The organism is Streptomyces sp. NPDC086777, from assembly GCF_040702065.1.
GTDB lineage: Bacteria > Actinomycetota > Actinomycetes > Streptomycetales > Streptomycetaceae > Streptomyces.
Genome location: NZ_JBFBJI010000019.1, coordinates 181,121 through 199,594 on the forward strand (window position 1 = coordinate 181,121; position 18,474 = coordinate 199,594).

Genomic DNA, 18,474 nt, shown 5'->3' on the forward strand with positions numbered 1-18,474 from the left:
GCGGCGGACCCCGCTCCGGGAGAGCGCTCTACTGACCGGTTCGCAGGTCCGTTAGGGTGCCTGCATGAGCAGACGGGCCCCCACGCTTGAGGACGTCGCCCGGGAGGCCGGTGTCTCCAGGGCGACCGTCTCCCGGGTCGTCAACGGCATCCGCAACGTGGACCCGGAGATACAGGAGATGGTCCGCGGGGCCATCGAACGGACGGGTTACGCGCCCAACCGGGCCGCCCGTTCCCTGGTGATCCGGCGGGCCGAGACCGTCGCCCTGGTGGTGTCCGGCGCCGGGGACACCACGGTCGCCGGCCAGAACGCCTTCGCCGCCTCGGTGTTCGCGGATCCCTTCTTCGGACGGGTGGTCAGCGGGATCGTCGGCTTTCTGCGCCCCCGCTCGATGCACCCCGTCCTGATGTTCGCCGAGTCCGCAGAGGCGCGGGCGGAGGTGGTGACGTATCTGCGCCAGGGCCGCGCCGACGGCGCCCTCGTGGTCTCCACCCACGCGGACGACCCGCTGCCGGCCCTGCTCGCCGATGCCCGGCTGCCCGCGGTGCTCTTCGCCCGCCCCTCCCGACCGGTCATGCTCAGCTACGTGGACCTGGCGCACCGGGACGGCGGGCGCCTCGCCGCGGAGCACCTCCTCGCGCGCGGCTGCCGCCGACCCGCCACCGTCTGCGGCCCGCTGGACGTGGAGGCCAGCCAGGAGCGGCTCGCGGGCTTCCGCGACACGCTCGCCCGCCACGGCCACCCCTACGTCCCGGTCGCCGAGGGCGGGTTCACCCTCGACAGCGGTCTCGCGGCCATGGCGGACCTGCTGGCCCGGCACCCCGACACGGACGGCGTGTTCGCCGCCAACGACCTCATGGCGCAGGGCGCCTGCCAGGTCGTACGGGAGCAGGGCCGCCGGGTGCCCGAGGACGTCGCCGTCGTCGGGTTCGACGACTCCGGCATCGCCGAGACCTGCCGGCCCCGGCTGACCACGATCCGCCAGCCGGTCGAGGAGATGGCCGCCGAGATGGCCCGTCTGCTCGAAGAGCACATCCACGGCGCGCGCACCGAGGCCACGTCGGTCGTCTTCGACCCGAAGCTGGTGGTGCGCGACTCGGCGTAGCCGTGCCGTGGATGATCTCGCGCAGACCCCCTAGGCGTACCGACCAGTCGGTACTACCCTCTGGCCACGCTCTCGGAGCCGGGCCGGCGCGCGGCCTCGTCGCGCCTGCGCACAAGCACCCGGTCTCCGGAATCCCCGGGAGGAGCCGCATGTCCGCTGCCACGACACCGTCCGCCGCCGACAGACCCGCGCCCGATGTGCCCTCCGCCGCCGCCCGCACCCCGCTGGCCCGGCTGTACCGCCGCGAACTGACCGACTATCCGCCCACCGGCCACCGCATGGGGTACCTCGCGATCGTGGTCGTCACCACCGTGGTCCTGTACTACATGCTGTACATCCAGTACGCGGTGGCGACGTCGATCATCACGCACTTCGGCATGACGTACCGCTACTTCATCTGGGTCTCGGTGATCGGCAACGCGGTGGGGGCCTTCGCCTCGCTCGTCGCGGGTCTGGCGGACCGCTGGGGCCGGGCCAATCTGGTGGTCTACGGGCTGCTGGTCGCTGCGCTGCTGGTCTTCTTCGGGTTGCCGAACGCGGCGGACAAGACCACCTACCTGGTGCTCTTCGCGCTCGTCAGTTTCATCGAGGGCATCGTGCTGGTCGCCACCCCAGCGCTGATCAGGGACTTCTCCCCGCAGCTCGGCCGGGCCACCGCGATGGGGTACTGGACGATGGGCCCGGTCATCGGCTCCCTGGTGGTCACCACCGTCACCAGCAACACCCTCTCCAGCGCCGGCTGGCAGGACGAACTCCGCTATTCGGCGATCGCCGGGTTCGTCGTCTTCGCCGTCGCGATCGTCGCGCTGCGCGAGCTGTCCCCGGCACTGCGGGACCAGATCATGGTGACGCTGCGGGACCGGGCCCTGGTGGAGGCACGCGCCAAGGGGCTGGACACCGAGGCGCTGCGGCGCGGCGAGTGGCGGCAGATGATGCGCCTCGACGTACTGGGCTCGGCCTTCGCCATCGCCGTGTTCCTGCTGCTGTACTACGCGGCGGTCGGCAACTTCGTCGTCTACTTCTCGACCGTCTTCGGCTACAGCGAGCAGCGCACCAACGCGCTGGCCAACTGGTACTGGGGAGCGAACGCCATCGCCCTGGTCCTGGTCGGACTGGCCTCGGACCGGCTCAAGGTGCGCAAGCCCTTCATGATCGTCGGCGGGGTGGGCTCGATCGCGGTGACCGCGGTCTTCGCCACCCGCGCCACCCACCTGACGACCGGCTACTACACCTTCGCCTGGCTGTTCGTCGGCATCGGCGTCTTCAGCGGCATCGCCTACGCGCCCTGGATGGCGAGCTTCACCGAGACGGTGGAGAAGCACAACCCGGCGGCCACCGCGGCGGGTCTGGCGGTGTGGGGCTGGACCGTGCGCATCGTGGTCGCCGTCTCCGCGGCCTTCATTCCGGTACTGGTCACCTCCGTGACCCCGCTCGTGGAGCACGGTGCCGAGGTCAAGGCCGCCTCGGCGCAGGCGGCACCCGCGCTGGCGATCGTCGACGCGCATCCGGATCTCTTCGCCGAGCTCGGCAAGTACACCCCGGCCACCACCCCGCCCGCGCTGAGCGCCCGCGCCGTCAAGGAGGTCGGCGCGGAGAACCTCGCCGTCGTGCAGAAGGCGGGACCGCAGCTGAAGCTGCTGCAGGAGTACGGCCCCAAGGTCCAGAAGGCGTCGAAGGACGGACCCGGCGAATGGCGCACCTGGTGGTGGATCTGCGTCGGCGGCCAGGTGGTCTTCCTGCCCTTCGTCTTCGTGATGGCGGGCCGGTGGAGCCCGAGGAAGGCGCGCATCAACGCCGAGGCGCACCAACTCGCCGTGAACCGCGAGCTGACCGCCCTGGCCGGCGCCAAGGAGTGACCGGAAGCGGAGCCGGGGCCGGCGGGCAGGGGATCCCCTGTCCGCCGGCCCCGTGGCGTGCGGGTCCCAGCGGTGCACGTGCGGCGGCCGGCCCGGCGCTGCCTCACATGCGGGATCTCAGCACGTCGACCTCACAGCCCGGTGCGGACGGGTCGAAGCCGTGCTCGACCAGCCAGCGAACCCCCAGCAGGCTGCGCAACGACCACCACGCGCGGATCAGGTCGAGGTCGACGTCGGCGCCGTAGCCGGCGAGGACGTCGTCGAGGTGCTCCTCGTGTCCGAGCGTCAAGGTGGCGAGGTCGAACAGGGCGTCGCCCCGGCCCGCCTCGGACCAGTCGATGATGCCGGTGACCTCGTCGCCGTCGACGAAGACGTGCTCGGCCTGCAGATCGCCGTGGGTGAACACCGGAGTCCACGGCCGGATCGCGGCTTCGGCCACCTGACGGTTGCGGGTGACCAGGTCCGCGGGCAACACGCCGTTCGCCACGAGCAACTCGCATTCGCCGTCGAGTTCCGCCGCCAACTCCGCGGGCCCCCGGCGGCGCCGGCCGGGCCAGGGCGGCAACGGGGCCTCGTGCAGCTGCCGGACGGCGGCGCCCGCCGCGGCCCATGCCCTCGGCGAAGCGGCCGACGGCCGGCCGAGACGGCCGAGCGCGGTCCCCCGGACGGCGGCGATGGCGAGCACGGGCGGCCTGCGCCACAGGACCTCCGGAGCCGGGACCGGTACCAGGGCCATCGCCTCGACCTCGACGTCGACGCGCGCGTGATCGGCGTCCACCTTCAGGAACACGTCGCCGACGCGCAGGGTCGCGCGCTCGGAGTGCGCGACGACGACTTCGACCTCGTCCATGGGCGACCAGTATTCCGGAGCTGATCGCACGTGTCGCCGGGATTGCGGCCTGCGACGACGCCGGCCGATCGCGTCCCGGGGCGAGCGTCGCCGCCGCGGTCGGACCGGCACGTGCGGCCGGTGCCGGTACGTGCCGGGGCGACGGCGTCAGCGGCTGTCACGGGCGGTCCACGCGGAAGTGGTAGCAGCCGTATTCGACGGCGCGGACGTGCACCTGGGCGGTCTCGGGGTCGGCGAACGCCTCGGTCAGGGCGTGCTCGAAGGCGGCGTGGGGGTCGTCCGGGAGTTCCAGCATGCGGCCGCCCGTGATGCGGCCCCGTCCGTCGTAGCGGCGCAGGACGCGCAGGGCGCCGGGGCGTGCCCAGGGGTAGTCGGCGTGCTCGTCGGACGGGCCGCCGCAGTCCTCGGCGTGGACGAAGACCGGCCCCTGTTCGTCGTACGCCCCGGGATCGGCGTCCGTCTGGGCCGCCCACCGGCGCAGCGGGGCGTAGGAGACCAGGGCGATGCGCTCTCCTCGGGTGCTGGACCGCAGGCAGCAGCGCAGCGGCGCGCCGCCTTCGTCGTCCGTGTAAGGGCGCTGCGGGTTCCCGGCGTCGTCGTGAACGCGCAGTTCCTCGAGGGCCTCGGCGGGGATGGGGAGTGGCGGGAAGGTGGGATTCATGTGTGCAGCCTGGCGCGGGCCGGCCCGGGACACCGGCGGGAACCGGACGCCGACTTCGACGCCCGAGGAGCGCGTCGGCCGTCGCGGTGGCGCCGGGGACAGCGGGAAGGGGCGTCCCCGCCGGGTCGCCCCTTCCCTTCACCGCCCTTCGGGAGCTACTCGATGTTGATCTTGAAGGTGCTGGTCGTGTTCTTGATGTCCTGGGCGTTGCCGCTCATCCGCAGGTTGCGGAAGGTGGCCTCGCCGACCGCGGGACCCTGGCCGGGTTCGGGCAGTTCGTTGGCCCAGATGCCGAAGCCGGACTTGGCGTCGAAGGCGTCTCCGCTCTTCTTGGAGTCGGTGATGGAGATGTCGGTGAAGATGGTGTCCTTCACCGGGAACTGCGGCTGGCCGCCGACGTAGTTGGTCTGGAACATGACGCCGCCGTAGGTGGAGTCGTCGATGTCGACGTCGTTGACCCGGATGCCCTGGAAGACCTTCGAGGCGGAGAACGCCCAGATGGCGGGGAAGACCTGGGAGCCCCAGAAGTGGCCGCCGGTTCTGTCCAGGGAGACGTTCTCGATCGTCGTGGGATCGGTGCCGAACCCGTTCATCGGGTAGCCGAAGTCCAGCGAGGAGATCGTGATGCCGGAGTAGACGAGGGTGTCGGCGACGCGGATGTTGCGGAAGGTGTTGTCGTAGCCGCCGTAGACGGCGATGCCGGCCGCGCGCCAGGTGAGGGTGGAGGTCAGGTTCTCGTAGAGGTTGTTCTTCTCGTCGGCGCCGCCGGCGTCGATGGCGGAGAAGAGCGCGAAGCTGTCGTCGCCCGTGGCGCGGGCGTCGTTGTTGACGACGTGGTTGTCCGTGGAGCCGTTCGTCATGTTGATGCCGTCGGCGAACGTGTCACGGATGCGGGAGTTCGAGATCGTCATGTTGTCGGTGTTGGCGCCCCAGTAGAGGCACACCATGTGCTCGGCCCAGATGTTGTCGATGGTGATGTTCGAGACGTTGGAGAAGTCGAACACCTTGCCCGGGCCGTCGATCCGGGACGTGTAGTTGCCGAAGTAGGCGAAGCCGGCGAACGTCGAGCCGTTGGCCGTGGACTCGGCGCGGAAGCCGATGTCGGTGTTCTCCTGCGAGGAGGGCGCGTGGAAGCGGGTGAACCAGGGGCCCGCTCCGACGACCTTGACCGCCTTGCCGTAGACCTGGAACTTGCTGGAGGTGTCGTAGTCACCGGCGGGCAGGTAGACGCCGACCAGCTTGCCCGTGGTGTCCATGCGGACCTTGTCGAGGGCGTTCTGAACGTCCTGCTGGGTGAAGCCGGCCGGGACCGTGTAGGCGGCCGGGTCGGGGTTCGCGACCGCAGTGGCCTGTTCGGTGTTGATGAAGTCGACGGCGTAGTAACTGGCGGTGTTCGCCGCGTCCTTCTGGAGGCGGATCCTCGAACCGGCGGGCACGGTCTTGCCGAGCAGCAGGTTCGCCTCGTCGTAGATGTGGCGCGGGGCGCCGGAGCCGGGTGAGTTGCCGGGCGCGGTCTCGCTGCCGTAGAGCCAGGCGTACTTCGAGGTGAGGTCGATCGCCTTGAGGAACTGGCCGTCCACGTAGACGTCGAGGGTGGTGTCGGTGCCGTCCGGGATCGCGAACCGGGTGACCAGGGTGTTGGTCGCGGCGCGGGTCGTCCACTCGACGTACTCGCCGGTGGCGTCGAGGGTGACCGCCTTGCGGCCGCTCGCCTCGCCCGCGAGGTCGCCGATGGTGCGGTTCGGGCCGACGACCTGGGCGCCGCCGCCGACCGTGCCGTCCTCGGCCTCGTACATGTCGTAGGGCATGTCGGCGCCGCGGCCGACGAACAGGTTCTGTGTGCTGGTGTTGTTGGTGCGCTTGACCGGCAGTTCGTTGGTGTCGTCGGCGATGACCGTCTTCACGGTGTACTTGCCGTTGACGGCCGTCCAGGAGCCGAGGCTGACCGGCGCGGTCGTCTGCCCGGAGGCGATGGTGCCGTTGTAGGAGCCGGTCAGGGTCTTGACGGTGGCGCCGTTCGCGTCCTGGACGGTCAGCGTGACGCCGTGGGCGCCGCCGGCGGAGTCCACCGTTCCCTGGTTCTTCAGGGCGACGGTGAAGGCGACGTTGTCGCCGGCCGACGCGCTGGAGGGTGTCCAGGCGACCGGGGCCGCGACCAGGTCGGAGCTGGAGACGGGCTTGACGACGAGGGCGTCGGAGCGGGTGAAGGTGTTGTTGCCCTCGTTCTGCTCGATGACCTTGTCGGACGGGTCGACCTCGGCGCCGACCGGGTAGCTGCCCGCGTCCCGGGTGCCGATGCTCGCGGTGACCGTCGCCGAGGCGCCCGCGGCCAGGGCCGGGACGTCGGCGGTGGCCGCCTTGGTGCCGCCGAGGGTGAAGTTCAGGTCGGTGGCCTTGGCCGCCTTGCTGCCGCTGTTGGTGACGGTCGCGGAGAGGCTGATGGCGTCCGACTCGACGGGCGCGGCGGGCGAGTTGGTGATGCCGGTGACCTTGAGGTCGGGGTTGGCGGCCGGGGTGCCGATCACCTGGAACTCGGCGACCTGGCCGCCCGGGGCGCCGGTGTTGGAGGTGAATTTGAGCTGGATGTCGGCTGCGGTGCCGGAGACCGGGATGGTCACGGTGTTGCCGGTGGCCGGGTTGAACGTGTAGTCCTTCGCCGCGGCGAGGCTGGTGAAGGTGGTCGCGTCCTGGTCGCGGCCGAGCACCTGGATGTTCTGGGTGCGGGTCGACCAGGCCGGGTCCGGGTTGAGCTTGACGACGACCTGGCCGAGGTCGGCGTTGGCGCCCAGCTTGGTGGTGAGGGTGGCAGGGTAGGCGCCGCCCGCGCTCTCCCAGTAGGTACCGATCTGGCCGTCGTTGGCGTTCGCCGCGACGTAGGTGAAGGTGTACGAGGAGGCCTCGACGGGCTTGCCCTGGGCGAGGTCGGAGCCCGCGCCGCTGCCGGGCCGGGTGACGCTGCTGCTCGCCACCGACACGTTCCCGGCGGCGTCCTTGGCCTTCACGTAGTAGGTGACGGTGGCGGTCGCCGACGGGGTGTCGGTGTACGTCGTCACGTCGCCCGCCACGGTCTTGACGACCTGGTCGTTGGCGTAGACGTCGTACCCGGTGACCGCCACGTTGTCGCTCGACGCCTGCCAGGTGAGCTTCACGTCGCTGCCGGACTGCGTGTAGGCGAGGTTGCCGGGCGCCGTGGGGGCCTGGGTGTCGCCGCTCGCCCCCTTGCGGGTGACGCTGTTGCTGTCGGCGGAGACGTTGCCCGCGGCGTCCTTGGCCCGCACGAAGTAGGTGATGTCGGTGCCGGCCGGCTGGATGTCGGTGTAGGTCAGGACGTTCCCGGCCACGCTCGCCCGCAGCTGGCCGTTGGCGTAGACGTCGTACCCGGTCACGCCCGTGTCGTCGGTGGCCGCGCTCCAGGTCAGCCTGATCTGCCCGGAGGCCGGCTCGGTGTAGGCCAGGTTGGCCGGCGCGGTGGGCGCCTGGGTGTCGCCTGTCGCCGGTCCGTAGACCTCCAGCTCGGACGCCTGCCCGGCGGGCCAGCCGTCGTTGGCGGTGAAGTACGCCCGCACGTACCGCGTCGTGGTCGTGTCGAAGCTGATGGTCGCCGACTGGTCGTCGGAGCTGTTGAAGGCGTACGCCTTGGACGCCGTCAGGTCCGTGAAGTTCTGGTTGTCCGTCGAGCCCTGGATCTTGAGCGTCTGGTTGCGGCTGGGCCAGCCGCTGGGCAGCCGCAGCGTCACCTGGTTCACCTGGACCGAGGAGCCGAGGTCGACTTTCAGCCACTGCGGGAAGGAGTTGTTGGTGCTCTCCCAGTAGGTGTTGCGGTTGCCGTCACCGGCGTTGGCCGCGCCGTAGACGTCGGCGTGCCCGCTCTCGCTGAAGGACTTGCCCAGCGCGAGGTTGGGCGTCGAGGCAGCGGTCGTGAGGACCTGCATCTCGGCGAGCTGGGCGGTACCGGCGACCGAGTTGGCGCTGAAGTCGGCCCGTACGTAACGGGCGAGGGTCGCGGGGAAGGAGACCTTGACCGTGTTGTCGTCGCCCGGGCTGAAGACGTACTGCGCGGTCGACTTGAGGGTGGCGAAGCTCTTGCCGTCGGCGCTGCCCTGGAGGGCCAGCGTCTGCTTGCGGGTCTGCCACTGCTCGGGCAGCCGCAGCACGACCTCGCGGACACGCTCGGTGCGCCCGAGGTCGGTCTGGACCCACTGGGCGGACTTCTTCCCGGCCTGCCAGTAGGTGTCGGTGTCGCCGTCGGTGACGTTGACGGCCGCGTGTGCGGCACGGGCGCTGCCCGCCGTGGTCCTGGCGTCCGCGGCGGCGTTCGGGCCGCCTGCCGCGTGTGCGCCGACGGCCGGCAGGCCCAGCACCATGACGGCGGAGGCGAGCACAGCGGTCGCTGTGCGCCGTCTCCGGTATCTCGGCTTGTGTCGAGTCATGCGGGGGGTCACTTCCTGCGGAGGCTCGCACGCCGGAGGGGGCGGCGAGGGCGGCTCGTTCCTGACGGAGTGGTGCAGAAAGGTGCGAGGGAGGTGCGGTGGGGTGCAATGGAGTGGCGCGAGAAGCAATACGCAGACTTTTGCATTGTTTCATCGAAATATTACAGAGCGATGTGAGCTCGTCTACAGCCAGGACTGCACAAATTTCACCAGAAGCACCCACGCATCGATGGCGACGAGAACATGCGCGTCGCACCGGAGACGCAACAGGGCCCAAAGCGCGGGCTGGAAAGGGGACTTCGCTTGGAGGTGTTCGCCCTGGCCTCTCACCCGAGGCGCACACTGCACTTGCGCCCCCCGGCGCAAGTGGACGAAAATCACGCAAATTTTTGCGCTACTCGCGATACGGGGGTGGGCGGCCAAGGGCGGGGCGGGGAGAAGGATCAGGCACTGCGGACGCCACGTCGTCCGACGGGCAAAGTGCCGACACGCTCGCGTTCCTGACGGTGCGGACTCCGCGCCCGGCGGTGCCCGCCGAGCCCCGACGATCATCGCGTCGTCTTACGCCCGCTTGCGGACGGCGAACGCCCCCGGACCTCGGCGGGTCGGGGGCGTTCGGGTTGCTGCCGGCCGCGTTCCGGTCAGCCGCGCGGGCGTTCGAAGGTCAGGAGCAGGCCCTCGACGGCTCCGGGGCCTATCCGGCCCTTGACGTCGGCGGAGGTGATGGCCTTGAGGGCCCAGCCGTCCTCGGCGTGCTTGTTGAGGACCTCCTCCAGATTGTCGCTGTCCAGCGCGTCGCCGATCAGCGACTCCCGGAAGGTGACGACCTTGTACTCGTAGGCGTAGGCACTGCTCATGACTGCGTGGTCCTCCTGCCGGCGAAGCCGGGTCGGGTTGGAATCGGCCGGGCCCAGCCAATCATCTCCGGACACCACGGCACAGCGCCGGGCCCCGCCGAAGAATCCTTTACGAGGGATCCCCGTCGATGTCACCGGCGACTTGTGTTGTTTTGATCACTTTTACCCCTTCGGTGAGCAGGGTATCTGTGTTACCCATGAGATGTGCGGGAGCGGGTTCTCGGGACCTGCCCGCACGGACTCGGGAAGATCTGCCGGTACGCGCCGGAGTCAGCGAGCTGTGTGAGCTGCATGGACCCCACACCCTCCTCTGCTTCGCCGTTCGACACGGTCAGCGGCGCCCTGGGGGATTACGTCCCGAAGGGCGGAGCCAAGACGGTGGACGAGGAGCGCGCGCCGGGAGGCGGCGGCGAGGACGACGGCGGGGAACGGATCCTCGGGGTGGTCGTTCTCGGGCGGGATCTGCGGATCAGCGGTGCCAACCTGGACGCCGCCCCGTTCGCGGACGTGGTCGCCGCGCCGGGGGCCGCCTTCGCCGATCTGCTGCCGCCCGGGGACGTACCGACGGTCACCAAGCGGCTGCTGCGCGTCCTGGAGACGCGAGAGGCGCATGTCGCCCGGGTGCAGCGCCTGCGGCGGGCAGACGGGTCGGAGCTGGTGGTCTCGATGAGCATCCTGCCCGCCGCACCGCCGCAGGAGGGTCTGACGGTCTCGCTGATCGCGATGGCCAAGCGGCTGCACCTGTACGCCTCGGCCACCGCGATCGGGACCTCCCTGGACATCGGGGAGACCGCGCAGTCCCTGGCCCAGTCCCTGCTGGCCTGGGGGGACGTGGCCGCCGTCAACCTCGACTACGCCGTGTGGACCGGCGAGGCCGTGACCGAGCAGGCGCAGGACCGCATCCGGCTGCGGCGGGCGGCCCTGGTGCCGGACCGGGCCTGGCCCGAGGGATATCTGACGCCCGGGGACAACCTCCCCCGGGAGGCCAGCCGCCTGCTGGCCGGTGCGGTCATGCGCGACGACGTTCCGCAGGCCGTCGTCATCCAGGACCGCGCGGCGATCGAGCGGGCGCTGGACGATCCGCAGCTGGTGCGCGCCCTGGTGCCCGGCAACCGGCCGGTGAGTGTCGCCTGCATCCCGCTCGTCGTGGAGGGACCGGAGGGTTCGCCGGGGCCCGTCGTGCTGGGCGTGACGGAGATCTGGCGGCGGCCGGAATGCCTCTTCGGCGCCACCGAACTGCTCGACCTGCAGGAACTCGTCGCGAAGACCGCCCGGCACGTGGACCTGGCCCGCCAGCACCAGCGGGAGCACGCTCAGGTCCTGGCGCTGCAGCGCCGGCTGCTGCCGCGGACGGGCAGCGACACCATCGAGGTCGCCAGTGTCTACGAACCCACCACCCCGGACAGCGCGGGCGTCGGCGGCGACTGGGTGAACAGCTTTCCGCTGCCGGGGGACCGTACCGCGCTGGTGGTCGGCGACGTCGTGGGGCACGGTCTGGGAGCCGCGGCGGCCATGGGCCAGCTGAGCATGGAGGCGAGGGCGCTGCTGTCGGCGGGGCTCGGCCCCGGGGAGGTGCTGGAGCGGCTGGACGAGACCGTCACGCTGCTGGACGACACGGACGCGGGCCTGGCGGCCGGATACAGCGCGCTGGGCTCGACGTGCTGCATCGCGGTCTACGATCCGGTCGACCACCGGGTGCTGATCTCCAACGCCGGCCATCTGCCCCCGGTTCTCGTGCTTCCCGACGGCTCCGTCGAGACCGTCGCGACGCAGCCGCACCCGGCGCTCGGCGCGGAGTTCGTCGTACGGGAGCCGTTCCAGGTGCACGAGTTCGCCGCGCCGCCCGGTTCGCTGCTCGTCCTCTACACCGACGGCCTGGTGGAGGATCCGGCGGCCTCGATCGACGACGGGATCGGGCGGCTGACGGACGTGGTGCGCGAGGTGCATCCCTGGGACGACCTGCAACAGGCCGCGCGTCGTGTGGTCGCCCGGCTGAGCCCGGCGGAGCCGCTGCGCGACGACGTCACCCTGCTGCTGGCCCGGATGGTCGGGCGGCGCAGCCGGGACACCGCCACCTGGCGGCTGCCCGCCCGTGCCGCCACCGCCGCCCGCGCCCGCGCCCTGGCCGCTCCCCTGCTGCGGCGTTGGCACCTGGGCGAACCGGCCCGGGACAGCGCACTGCTGGTGCTGAGCGAACTGGTCGCCAACGCCGTCCGGTTCGGCGGCGGGCCCGTCACGGTCCGGCTGGTGCGGGCCGGAAGCCGGCTGACCTGCGAGGTCGGCGACACCGGCAACGGCAGGCCGCGGCTGCGGCGCGGTGACCTGCTCGACGACGGGGGGCGGGGTCTGCATGTCGTCCACAAGCTGACCACGCGCTGGGGCGTGCGGTGGACCGACACCGGCAAGTCCGTCTGGGCGGAACTCGAGGGGTAGCGCCGGTGCCGCGACGAGAGCGGCGGCCCCGCGCTAGAGCCACTCCCCTTCCACCGCCGTGGCCGTCAGCCCGGGCGCGGCCGCGTACAGCACCGTCCGGCTGCCCGACTTCTGTCCGGCGTCGTGCGCCCGCCGCAGGATGTCGAGTACGGCGGCGCCGCCGCGGTTGCCCGAGGTGTAGCTCTCGCGGCTGTGCGCGAGCAGCCCCTCCGGCCAGCTGTCGGGCATCGTCTGTTCCATGTACTCCAGCACCCGCGTCCCGCCGGGGTGCGCGAGCAGCAGGTCGGGATGCCAGGAGTGCCCGTCGTCCTGGTGCCGTGCGCGCAGCCACTCCCACATCGCGGCCACGGTCTCCTGGACCGCGCGTGGCCCACGGCGGTCCATCACGAAGTGGGTGCCGTCCTCCCGGGTCTCCAGCCGGTGCAGGTCGGTGGTGCCGGGCAGGGTGTGGTGCCAGGCCGCGTCCAGGCGCAGGACCGACTCCGGCCGGGGGCGGCCGGTGACCACCACGGCTACGGCGGTGTCCGCGAACAGCAGCCGCACGATCAGTGACTCCAGCGTGTCGTCGGCCGGCTGGTAGGTGGTGCTCAGCGCCTCCGCTATCACGACCAGCACCACCCGGTCGGGGTCCGCGGCGACCAGGTCGGCCGCCAGTGCCAGCGACCGGGTGCCGGCGATGCAGGCCCACTGGGTGGCGGGCAGCAGCAGCACGTCGTCGCGCAGTTCGAGGCGGTTGAGGAGGGAGAGATCCAGTCCCGGCAGGGCCGGGGTCGTGGAGTGACTGGTGATCAGGCAGTCGACGTCGGCCGTGTCCAGTCCGGCGGCCCGCAGTGCGTCACGCGCCGCGCGTTCCCCGTACGTCTGGACGGCCGCCCAGGCCGGCCCGGTGCGCTCCTGGATGGTCTGCGGCGCCGGTATCGCCTCCAGCGCGGCGATCGCGCGGTCCACCTCGTGCTCGGTGAACCCGCTGCCGGCCAGTGCCGTACGGGCCGCGCCAGCGCCGGGAGTTCGCAGGCCCGGGCCGCCGCCGGGGGCGGTGGCCGTCGCCAGCGGCAGCATCCACCCGCGGGAGTCGATCCCCGTGCTCGCGGCGATGCCGTCGATCCGGGAGAGCCACGGCGCCTGCGGATGCCGGCCGCGCACCTCCGTGAGGATCTCGCCGGTCTTCACGGCATGTTCGCCTTGTACTACGGCTGGAGGAGTCAGATAGGCGCCCATAGCACGCATCTTTCACAGAAAGTCATTGAATGGGTCAAGTGTCCGAAACGCTCCCGATTGCACAGGCTTGAGGTCAAGACACTGTCATTGCAATGTACTTCGCAGTCGACAACTCGCGGACGGCTCCATGTCCCCGCAGGGCCACGAAAGTTCCGTACGCCCGTTGCCCGGCGGACACACAGGACCGCACGGACGAGATCGTTGCCGAGCAAAATCCTTACACCTTGCGGAAGTTGAAGAACGTACGGATCCGGGCCGCGGGGCGAGACCCACGCCACCCATGACGTGCGTCACAGCCGCGCCCGCCCGGGCCGGTCAACCGGCGGGCGCTCCGGGGCTCATGAGGTGTGCGACGGCGCACTTCGGGAAAGAATCGCGCCACCACGCGCTCCGCCCATGCTTCATCACCTCCTGGCGGAGATCCCGACGTCAGCCCCGCACACCACGGACCGCCCCCATCGACTCCGGCCGCACCCCTGGCGGACCGAACCCACGCCGGAGACCATGGCGTTTTGCCCACCTGACAGCTCCCCCACGGGACGACGTCCCCGACGACCGGCGCACACGGCTCCCCACCAGATCCCGGCCGCACGGCGTGCGGCCGGCCGAACCGCCCTCCCCGCTCGCGACACGTCACGACCGGACCCGGTCCCCCTCGAGGAGTTGTCGAAATGTCCTATGATGTGCCCGATTTACCCTCGGACCGGTCCCCGTACGGCCACCCGTCACCGTACGACCGGCCGTCCTCGTACGACCGCCCGTCCCCGGCCTGGTCGACCGGCGAGGAGCCGTACGACACCCCCGCGGCGAACCCTCGCTCCGGCGCCCACCGCACCCTGCGCCTGCTGCGGCGGGCGTACCGCTGGCAGCGGCGGGTGGCGACCATCACCGCGCTCGGCTACTTCGCCGCCTTCCTCACCCTGACCGTCAAGGCACCCGCCCTGATGACCCGCCCGGGTCCCGGCGGCCTGCCCACCGGACTGGTTCTCGCCCTCGTCCAGATCCCGGTGACCTGGCTGGCGGTTCTTCTCTACGAGGCCGCGGCGCACCGCTTCGTGGATCCCCTCGCGCGGCGCGCCCGCCGTCAGACGGGCAAGGCCGTCGCGGACCGGGAGCAGGCGCCGTGACCGGGTTGGGCGGCTCCGCCCAGTCCTGGTCCCTCGTCGCGTTCTGCTCGGTCGTCGCCCTCACCCTGCTGCTGTGCGTGCTCACCGGCCCGGAGGCGGACGACCTCGCCGAGTTCTACACCGGCTACCGGTCCCTGTCGCCGTTGCGCAACGGGCTGGCCGTCGCCGGCGACTACATCTCCGCCGCCACCGTCCTCACCATCGGGGGGATCATCGCCCTGTGCGGCTACGACGGCGTCGTCCTGGCCCTGAGCGCCCTGCTGTCACTGCTGTTGCTGATGTTCCTGCTGGCCGAGCCCCTGCACAACACCGGCCGCTACACCATGGGCGACGCGCTGGCCCGCCGTCACCCGGCCCGGTCGGTCCGCGTCACGGCCTGCCTGGTCACCCTCGCCGCCCTCGTCCCGATGATGGTCGTCCAGCTCGCCGGGGTCGGTGAACTCCTCGCGTACGTCCTCGGGTTCGCCGACCCCGGCATGCAGAACGGGTGCGTGGCCGGGGCCGGGGTCCTCATGATCAGTTATGCGGCACTCGGCGGGATGCCCGGTACCGCGCTGGTCCAGATCTTCAAGACCGTGGCGCTGCTCGGCTCCGGACTGGTCGTGAGCGTGCTGATCCTGCGCTCGTTCGACTGGCAGCCCCAGGCCCTGTTCCACGCGGCGGCCGCCCGCAGCGGGGCGGGGAACGCCTACCTGACGTGGGGGCTGCAGTACTCCAGCAGCCCCCATCCCGCGCTGGACATGGCCAGTACCCAGGGCGCCATCGTGCTGGGCGGCGCCTGCCTGCCGCACGTCACCATGCGCATGTACACGGCGGGCACGCCACGCCAGGTCCGCCGGGCGATGTCCTGGGCGGTCTCCTCGGTGACCCTCTTCATCCTGATGCTCACCCTGATCTGCACCGGCGCGACCGCACTGGTCGGTCACGACCGCATCGCCGCCGCCGACGCGCACGGCACGACCGCCTACCTGCTCGGTGCCCGCGCCGCGTTCGGAACCGGCCTGTCCCGGCCGGAGAGCCTGCTCTTCGCCACCGTCACCACCGCCGTCTTCCTCACCCTGCTCGCCTCCGTCGCGAGCATGACGCTGGCCTGCGCCAACACCCTCGCCCACGACCTGACGGCGTCTCGCGCCACTCCCCCGGCACCGGCCCGGGAGCTCGCCCTCGCCCGGTTCTGTGCCCTCGCCGTGGGCGTCCCCACCATCCTGCTGGCCGCCCTCGCCCAGCACCGCAGCCTCCAGCCGCTGGCGACCGTCTCCTTCACCCTCGGCGCCTCCGCCATCGCCCCCGCGCTCCTCTACACCCTCTTCTGGCGCCGTTACACGCGCCCCGCGCTCCTCGCCACCCTCATCGTGGGCTCACTGACCGTGCTCGCCCTGGCCCCGGGCACCACCCTGGTCTCCGGTACACCGCTGTCCGCTTTCCCCGACGCGGACTTCGCCTGGTTCCCCTACAACACGCCCGCGCTCGTCTCGGTACCCGCGGGCTTCCTCACCGGCTGGCTGACCACCGTCCTCGCGGGCAGGAGGTCCGCCGACCGCGAACGCAGCCGCTACGAGGCCCACGAGCGCCACCTGCTGACCGGCTCGCCCCCGGGCAGCGCCCCCCGGTAGGAGCGGCCGGACACCGACGCAGGGGCGGGACGCGTCGCCCCTCGACCGGCAGGTCGCGCCCGGACCCCGGCGGCCGGGAACGGACCGGGTCGGGGTCGGACGGACCTGTGCGAGGGACGGCGCCGGCGGAGGGCCCCGGCCTACTTGGCCGGGGACCGGTCCTGCAGGCCGGTGGTCATGGACGTGGCAGCCGCGTCGAGACCCGCCACCGCGGCCTTGGGCAGCGCCCCGGCGACCTTGGTGGCGAGGTCACGGGAGGGGCCGGGGGCGGTTCCGTCCGCGTGGGCCGGGGCGGCGAGGGCCACGCCCGTCAGGGCGAGCGCGGCGGCAGTGATGATCCTCTTCATGCCCTGTGGAACGACCGTCTCCGCCCGGGGACACGATCGGCGGCGTCCGCTGCCGGAAAGCCGTCCCGGTCCCCGAGTGGCGGCACCGGCCCGGTGGCACCACGCTGGATCCCGGAGAGCCGGGCCGGGCCGCCGTCGCCTCGCGCCTCGGGCAGGTCGCCGAGCGGATCGGGCAGCGGGTGCCGGGCGCTCGGTGTTTGCCTCGCCCGGGCCTGGTCACCCGCCACTGCGGGGCGCCGCCCCGGGTGTCCCGACCGGTGGCCGGCCCCCGGACACCGCAAGGATCCCGGTTTCCACAAGGACCCCGGTCCCCGCCGGGATCCGGCATCCGCTGCTCCGCGCGGAGAAAGGCAGAGTCATGACGCAGAAGCCACCCCTCACCACGACCGACTCCGGTGCCCCCGTCGAGAGCGACGAGCACTCGCTGACCGTGGGGCCCGGGGGACCGGTCCTGCTGCAGGACGCCTATCTGATCGAGCAGATGGCACAGTTCAACCGGGAGCGCATCCCCGAGCGCCAGCCGCACGCCAAGGGGAGCGGCGCGTTCGGTCACTTCGAGGTGACCGAGGACGTCAGCGCCTACACCATGGCCGCGCTCTTCCAGCCCGGCACCCGCACCGACCTGGTCATACGCTTCTCGACGGTCGCCGGAGAACGCGGCAGCCCCGACACCTGGCGCGACCCCCGCGGCTTCGCGGTGAAGTTCTACACCAGCCAGGGCAACTACGACATGGTCGGCAACAACACGCCGGTGTTCTTCGTGAAGGACCCGATGAAGTTCCAGCACTTCATCCGGTCCCAGAAACGGCGTGCGGACAACAACCTGCGCGACCACGACATGCAGTGGGACTTCTGGACGCTCTCCCCGGAGTCCGCCCACCAGGTGACCTGGCTGATGGGCGACCGCGGCATCCCCCGGACCTGGCGCCACATGAACGGCTACACGTCCCACACGTACATGTGGATCAACGCCAAGGGCGAGCGGTTCTGGGTGAAGTACCACTTCAAGACGGACCAGGGCATCGAGTTCTTCACCCAGCACGAGGCGGACCAGATGGCTGCCGTCGACACGGATTACCACATGCGCGACCTGTTCGAGCACATCCGTGACGGCCAGTTCCCCAGCTGGACCCTGTACGTGCAGCTCATGCCGTACGCGGACGCCGCGGGTTACCGCTTCAACCCGTTCGACCTCACCAAGGTGTGGCCGCACGGCGACTACCCGCTCGTTCCGGTCGGGCGGATGACCCTGGACCGCAACCCGACCGACAACCACGCCGAGATCGAGCAGGCGGCGTTCCAGCCGAACAACTTCGTTCCCGGGATCGGGCCCAGCCCGGACCGGATGCTGCTGGCCCGGCTGTTCTCCTACGCCGACGCCCACCGGCACCGGATCGGCGCCAACTACCAGCAGCTCCCGGTGAACGCCCCCGTCGTCGACGTCCACACGTACTCCAAGGACGGGGCGATGGCCTTCCGCAAGACCTCCGACCCGGTGTACGCCCCGAACTCCAAGGGCGGCCCCGCCGCCGACCCCACCGCCTTCGGCCCGCCGCCCACCTGGGAGGCGGACGGCGAGATCGTGCGCGCCGCGTACGTCTCGCACCCCGAGGACGACGACTGGGGCCAGCCCGGCACCATGGTCCGGGAGGTGATGGACGACGCCGCCCGCGACCGTCTGGTCGACAACGTCGTGGGGCATCTGCTCGACGGCGTGACCGACCCGGTCCTCCAGCGCGCGTTCACGTACTGGTCGAACATCGACGAGACGATCGGCAAGCGCATCGCCGACGGTGTCCGCGCCAAGGGCGACGAGAAGGACCCCAAGGCCGCCGAACAGGGCAATCCCGCCAGGAGTTCCCTGCAGGACAAGGCCTGACCCCGTCCGCGCAGAGCGGACGGCGAACGGAACCGGTGCCGTGCGAGTCGGCGCTCGGCAACTGCATGGAGTGGTTCGAATTCGGCGTCCACAGCTAG

Annotated in this window: 12 protein-coding genes; 6 read left to right on the plus strand and 6 right to left on the minus strand. The window is 71.2% G+C overall.

All coding sequences use genetic code 11. From position 1 onward, the window contains the following. The first annotated feature begins 64 nt into the window (after positions 1–64). Both AB0472_RS26205 and AB0472_RS26210 read left to right on the plus strand, forming a co-directional pair. On the plus strand, positions 65–1,105 hold the full coding sequence (locus tag AB0472_RS26205) for a LacI family DNA-binding transcriptional regulator (protein ID WP_366359541.1): 1,041 nt from the start codon (positions 65–67) through the stop codon (positions 1,103–1,105). A 149-nt stretch (positions 1,106–1,254) separates the two neighbouring features. Continuing rightward, positions 1,255–2,961, plus strand: coding sequence for an MFS transporter (locus AB0472_RS26210; RefSeq protein WP_366359543.1), 1,707 nt, complete (start codon positions 1,255–1,257; stop codon positions 2,959–2,961). Positions 2,962–3,064: 103 nt separating this feature from the next. Here AB0472_RS26210 and AB0472_RS26215 read toward each other — a convergent pair whose 3' ends face one another. From AB0472_RS26215 to AB0472_RS26230, 4 genes are all read right to left on the minus strand, one after another. Beyond that, complete coding sequence (locus tag AB0472_RS26215) at positions 3,065–3,811, minus strand: phosphotransferase (RefSeq protein ID WP_366359545.1); 747 nt, start codon at positions 3,809–3,811, stop codon at positions 3,065–3,067. 157 nt (positions 3,812–3,968) lie between these two features. Further along, a complete protein-coding gene (locus AB0472_RS26220) occupies positions 3,969–4,472 on the minus strand; it encodes a DUF1203 domain-containing protein (protein ID WP_366359546.1) in 504 nt (167 codons plus the stop codon). Positions 4,473–4,627: 155 nt separating this feature from the next. Then, positions 4,628–8,902, minus strand: a complete 4,275-nt coding sequence (locus AB0472_RS26225) for a discoidin domain-containing protein (protein WP_366359547.1) — start codon at positions 8,900–8,902, stop codon at positions 4,628–4,630. A gap of 641 nt (positions 8,903–9,543) precedes the next feature. Beyond that, positions 9,544–9,759 (minus strand): DUF4177 domain-containing protein, encoded by a 216-nt coding sequence (locus AB0472_RS26230; protein ID WP_366359549.1) that lies wholly within the window; start codon positions 9,757–9,759, stop codon positions 9,544–9,546. Between the two features lie 291 nt (positions 9,760–10,050). Here AB0472_RS26230 and AB0472_RS26235 point away from each other — a divergent pair, with 291 nt between their 5' ends. Beyond that, complete coding sequence (locus AB0472_RS26235) at positions 10,051–12,192, plus strand: ATP-binding SpoIIE family protein phosphatase (protein WP_366359550.1); 2,142 nt, start codon at positions 10,051–10,053, stop codon at positions 12,190–12,192. A gap of 33 nt (positions 12,193–12,225) precedes the next feature. On the opposite strand, the gene AB0472_RS26240 is transcribed toward AB0472_RS26235, so the two are convergent. Continuing rightward, on the minus strand, positions 12,226–13,410 hold the full coding sequence (locus AB0472_RS26240; protein WP_366359551.1) for a type III polyketide synthase: 1,185 nt from the start codon (positions 13,408–13,410) through the stop codon (positions 12,226–12,228). Positions 13,411–14,081: 671 nt separating this feature from the next. Between AB0472_RS26240 and AB0472_RS26245 the strand changes: the two genes are divergently transcribed. Continuing rightward, entirely contained in the window at positions 14,082–14,537 is a 456-nt protein-coding gene (locus AB0472_RS26245) for a DUF485 domain-containing protein (protein ID WP_366359552.1), read from the plus strand. Further along, positions 14,534–16,150: a cation acetate symporter gene (locus tag AB0472_RS26250; RefSeq protein ID WP_366359554.1), complete on the plus strand. Its 1,617-nt coding sequence runs from the start codon at positions 14,534–14,536 to the stop codon at positions 16,148–16,150. The genes AB0472_RS26245 and AB0472_RS26250 overlap by 4 nt, the downstream gene beginning before the upstream one ends. Positions 16,151–16,290: 140 nt before the next feature. Here the strand turns inward: AB0472_RS26250 and AB0472_RS26255 are convergent, their stop codons facing one another. After that, on the minus strand, positions 16,291–16,497 hold the full coding sequence (locus tag AB0472_RS26255; protein ID WP_366359556.1) for a hypothetical protein: 207 nt from the start codon (positions 16,495–16,497) through the stop codon (positions 16,291–16,293). 358 nt (positions 16,498–16,855) lie between these two features. On the opposite strand from AB0472_RS26255, the gene AB0472_RS26260 reads away from it, so the two are divergent. Further along, a complete protein-coding gene (locus AB0472_RS26260) occupies positions 16,856–18,376 on the plus strand; it encodes a catalase (RefSeq protein WP_366359557.1) in 1,521 nt (506 codons plus the stop codon). Positions 18,377–18,474: the final 98 nt, after the last annotated feature.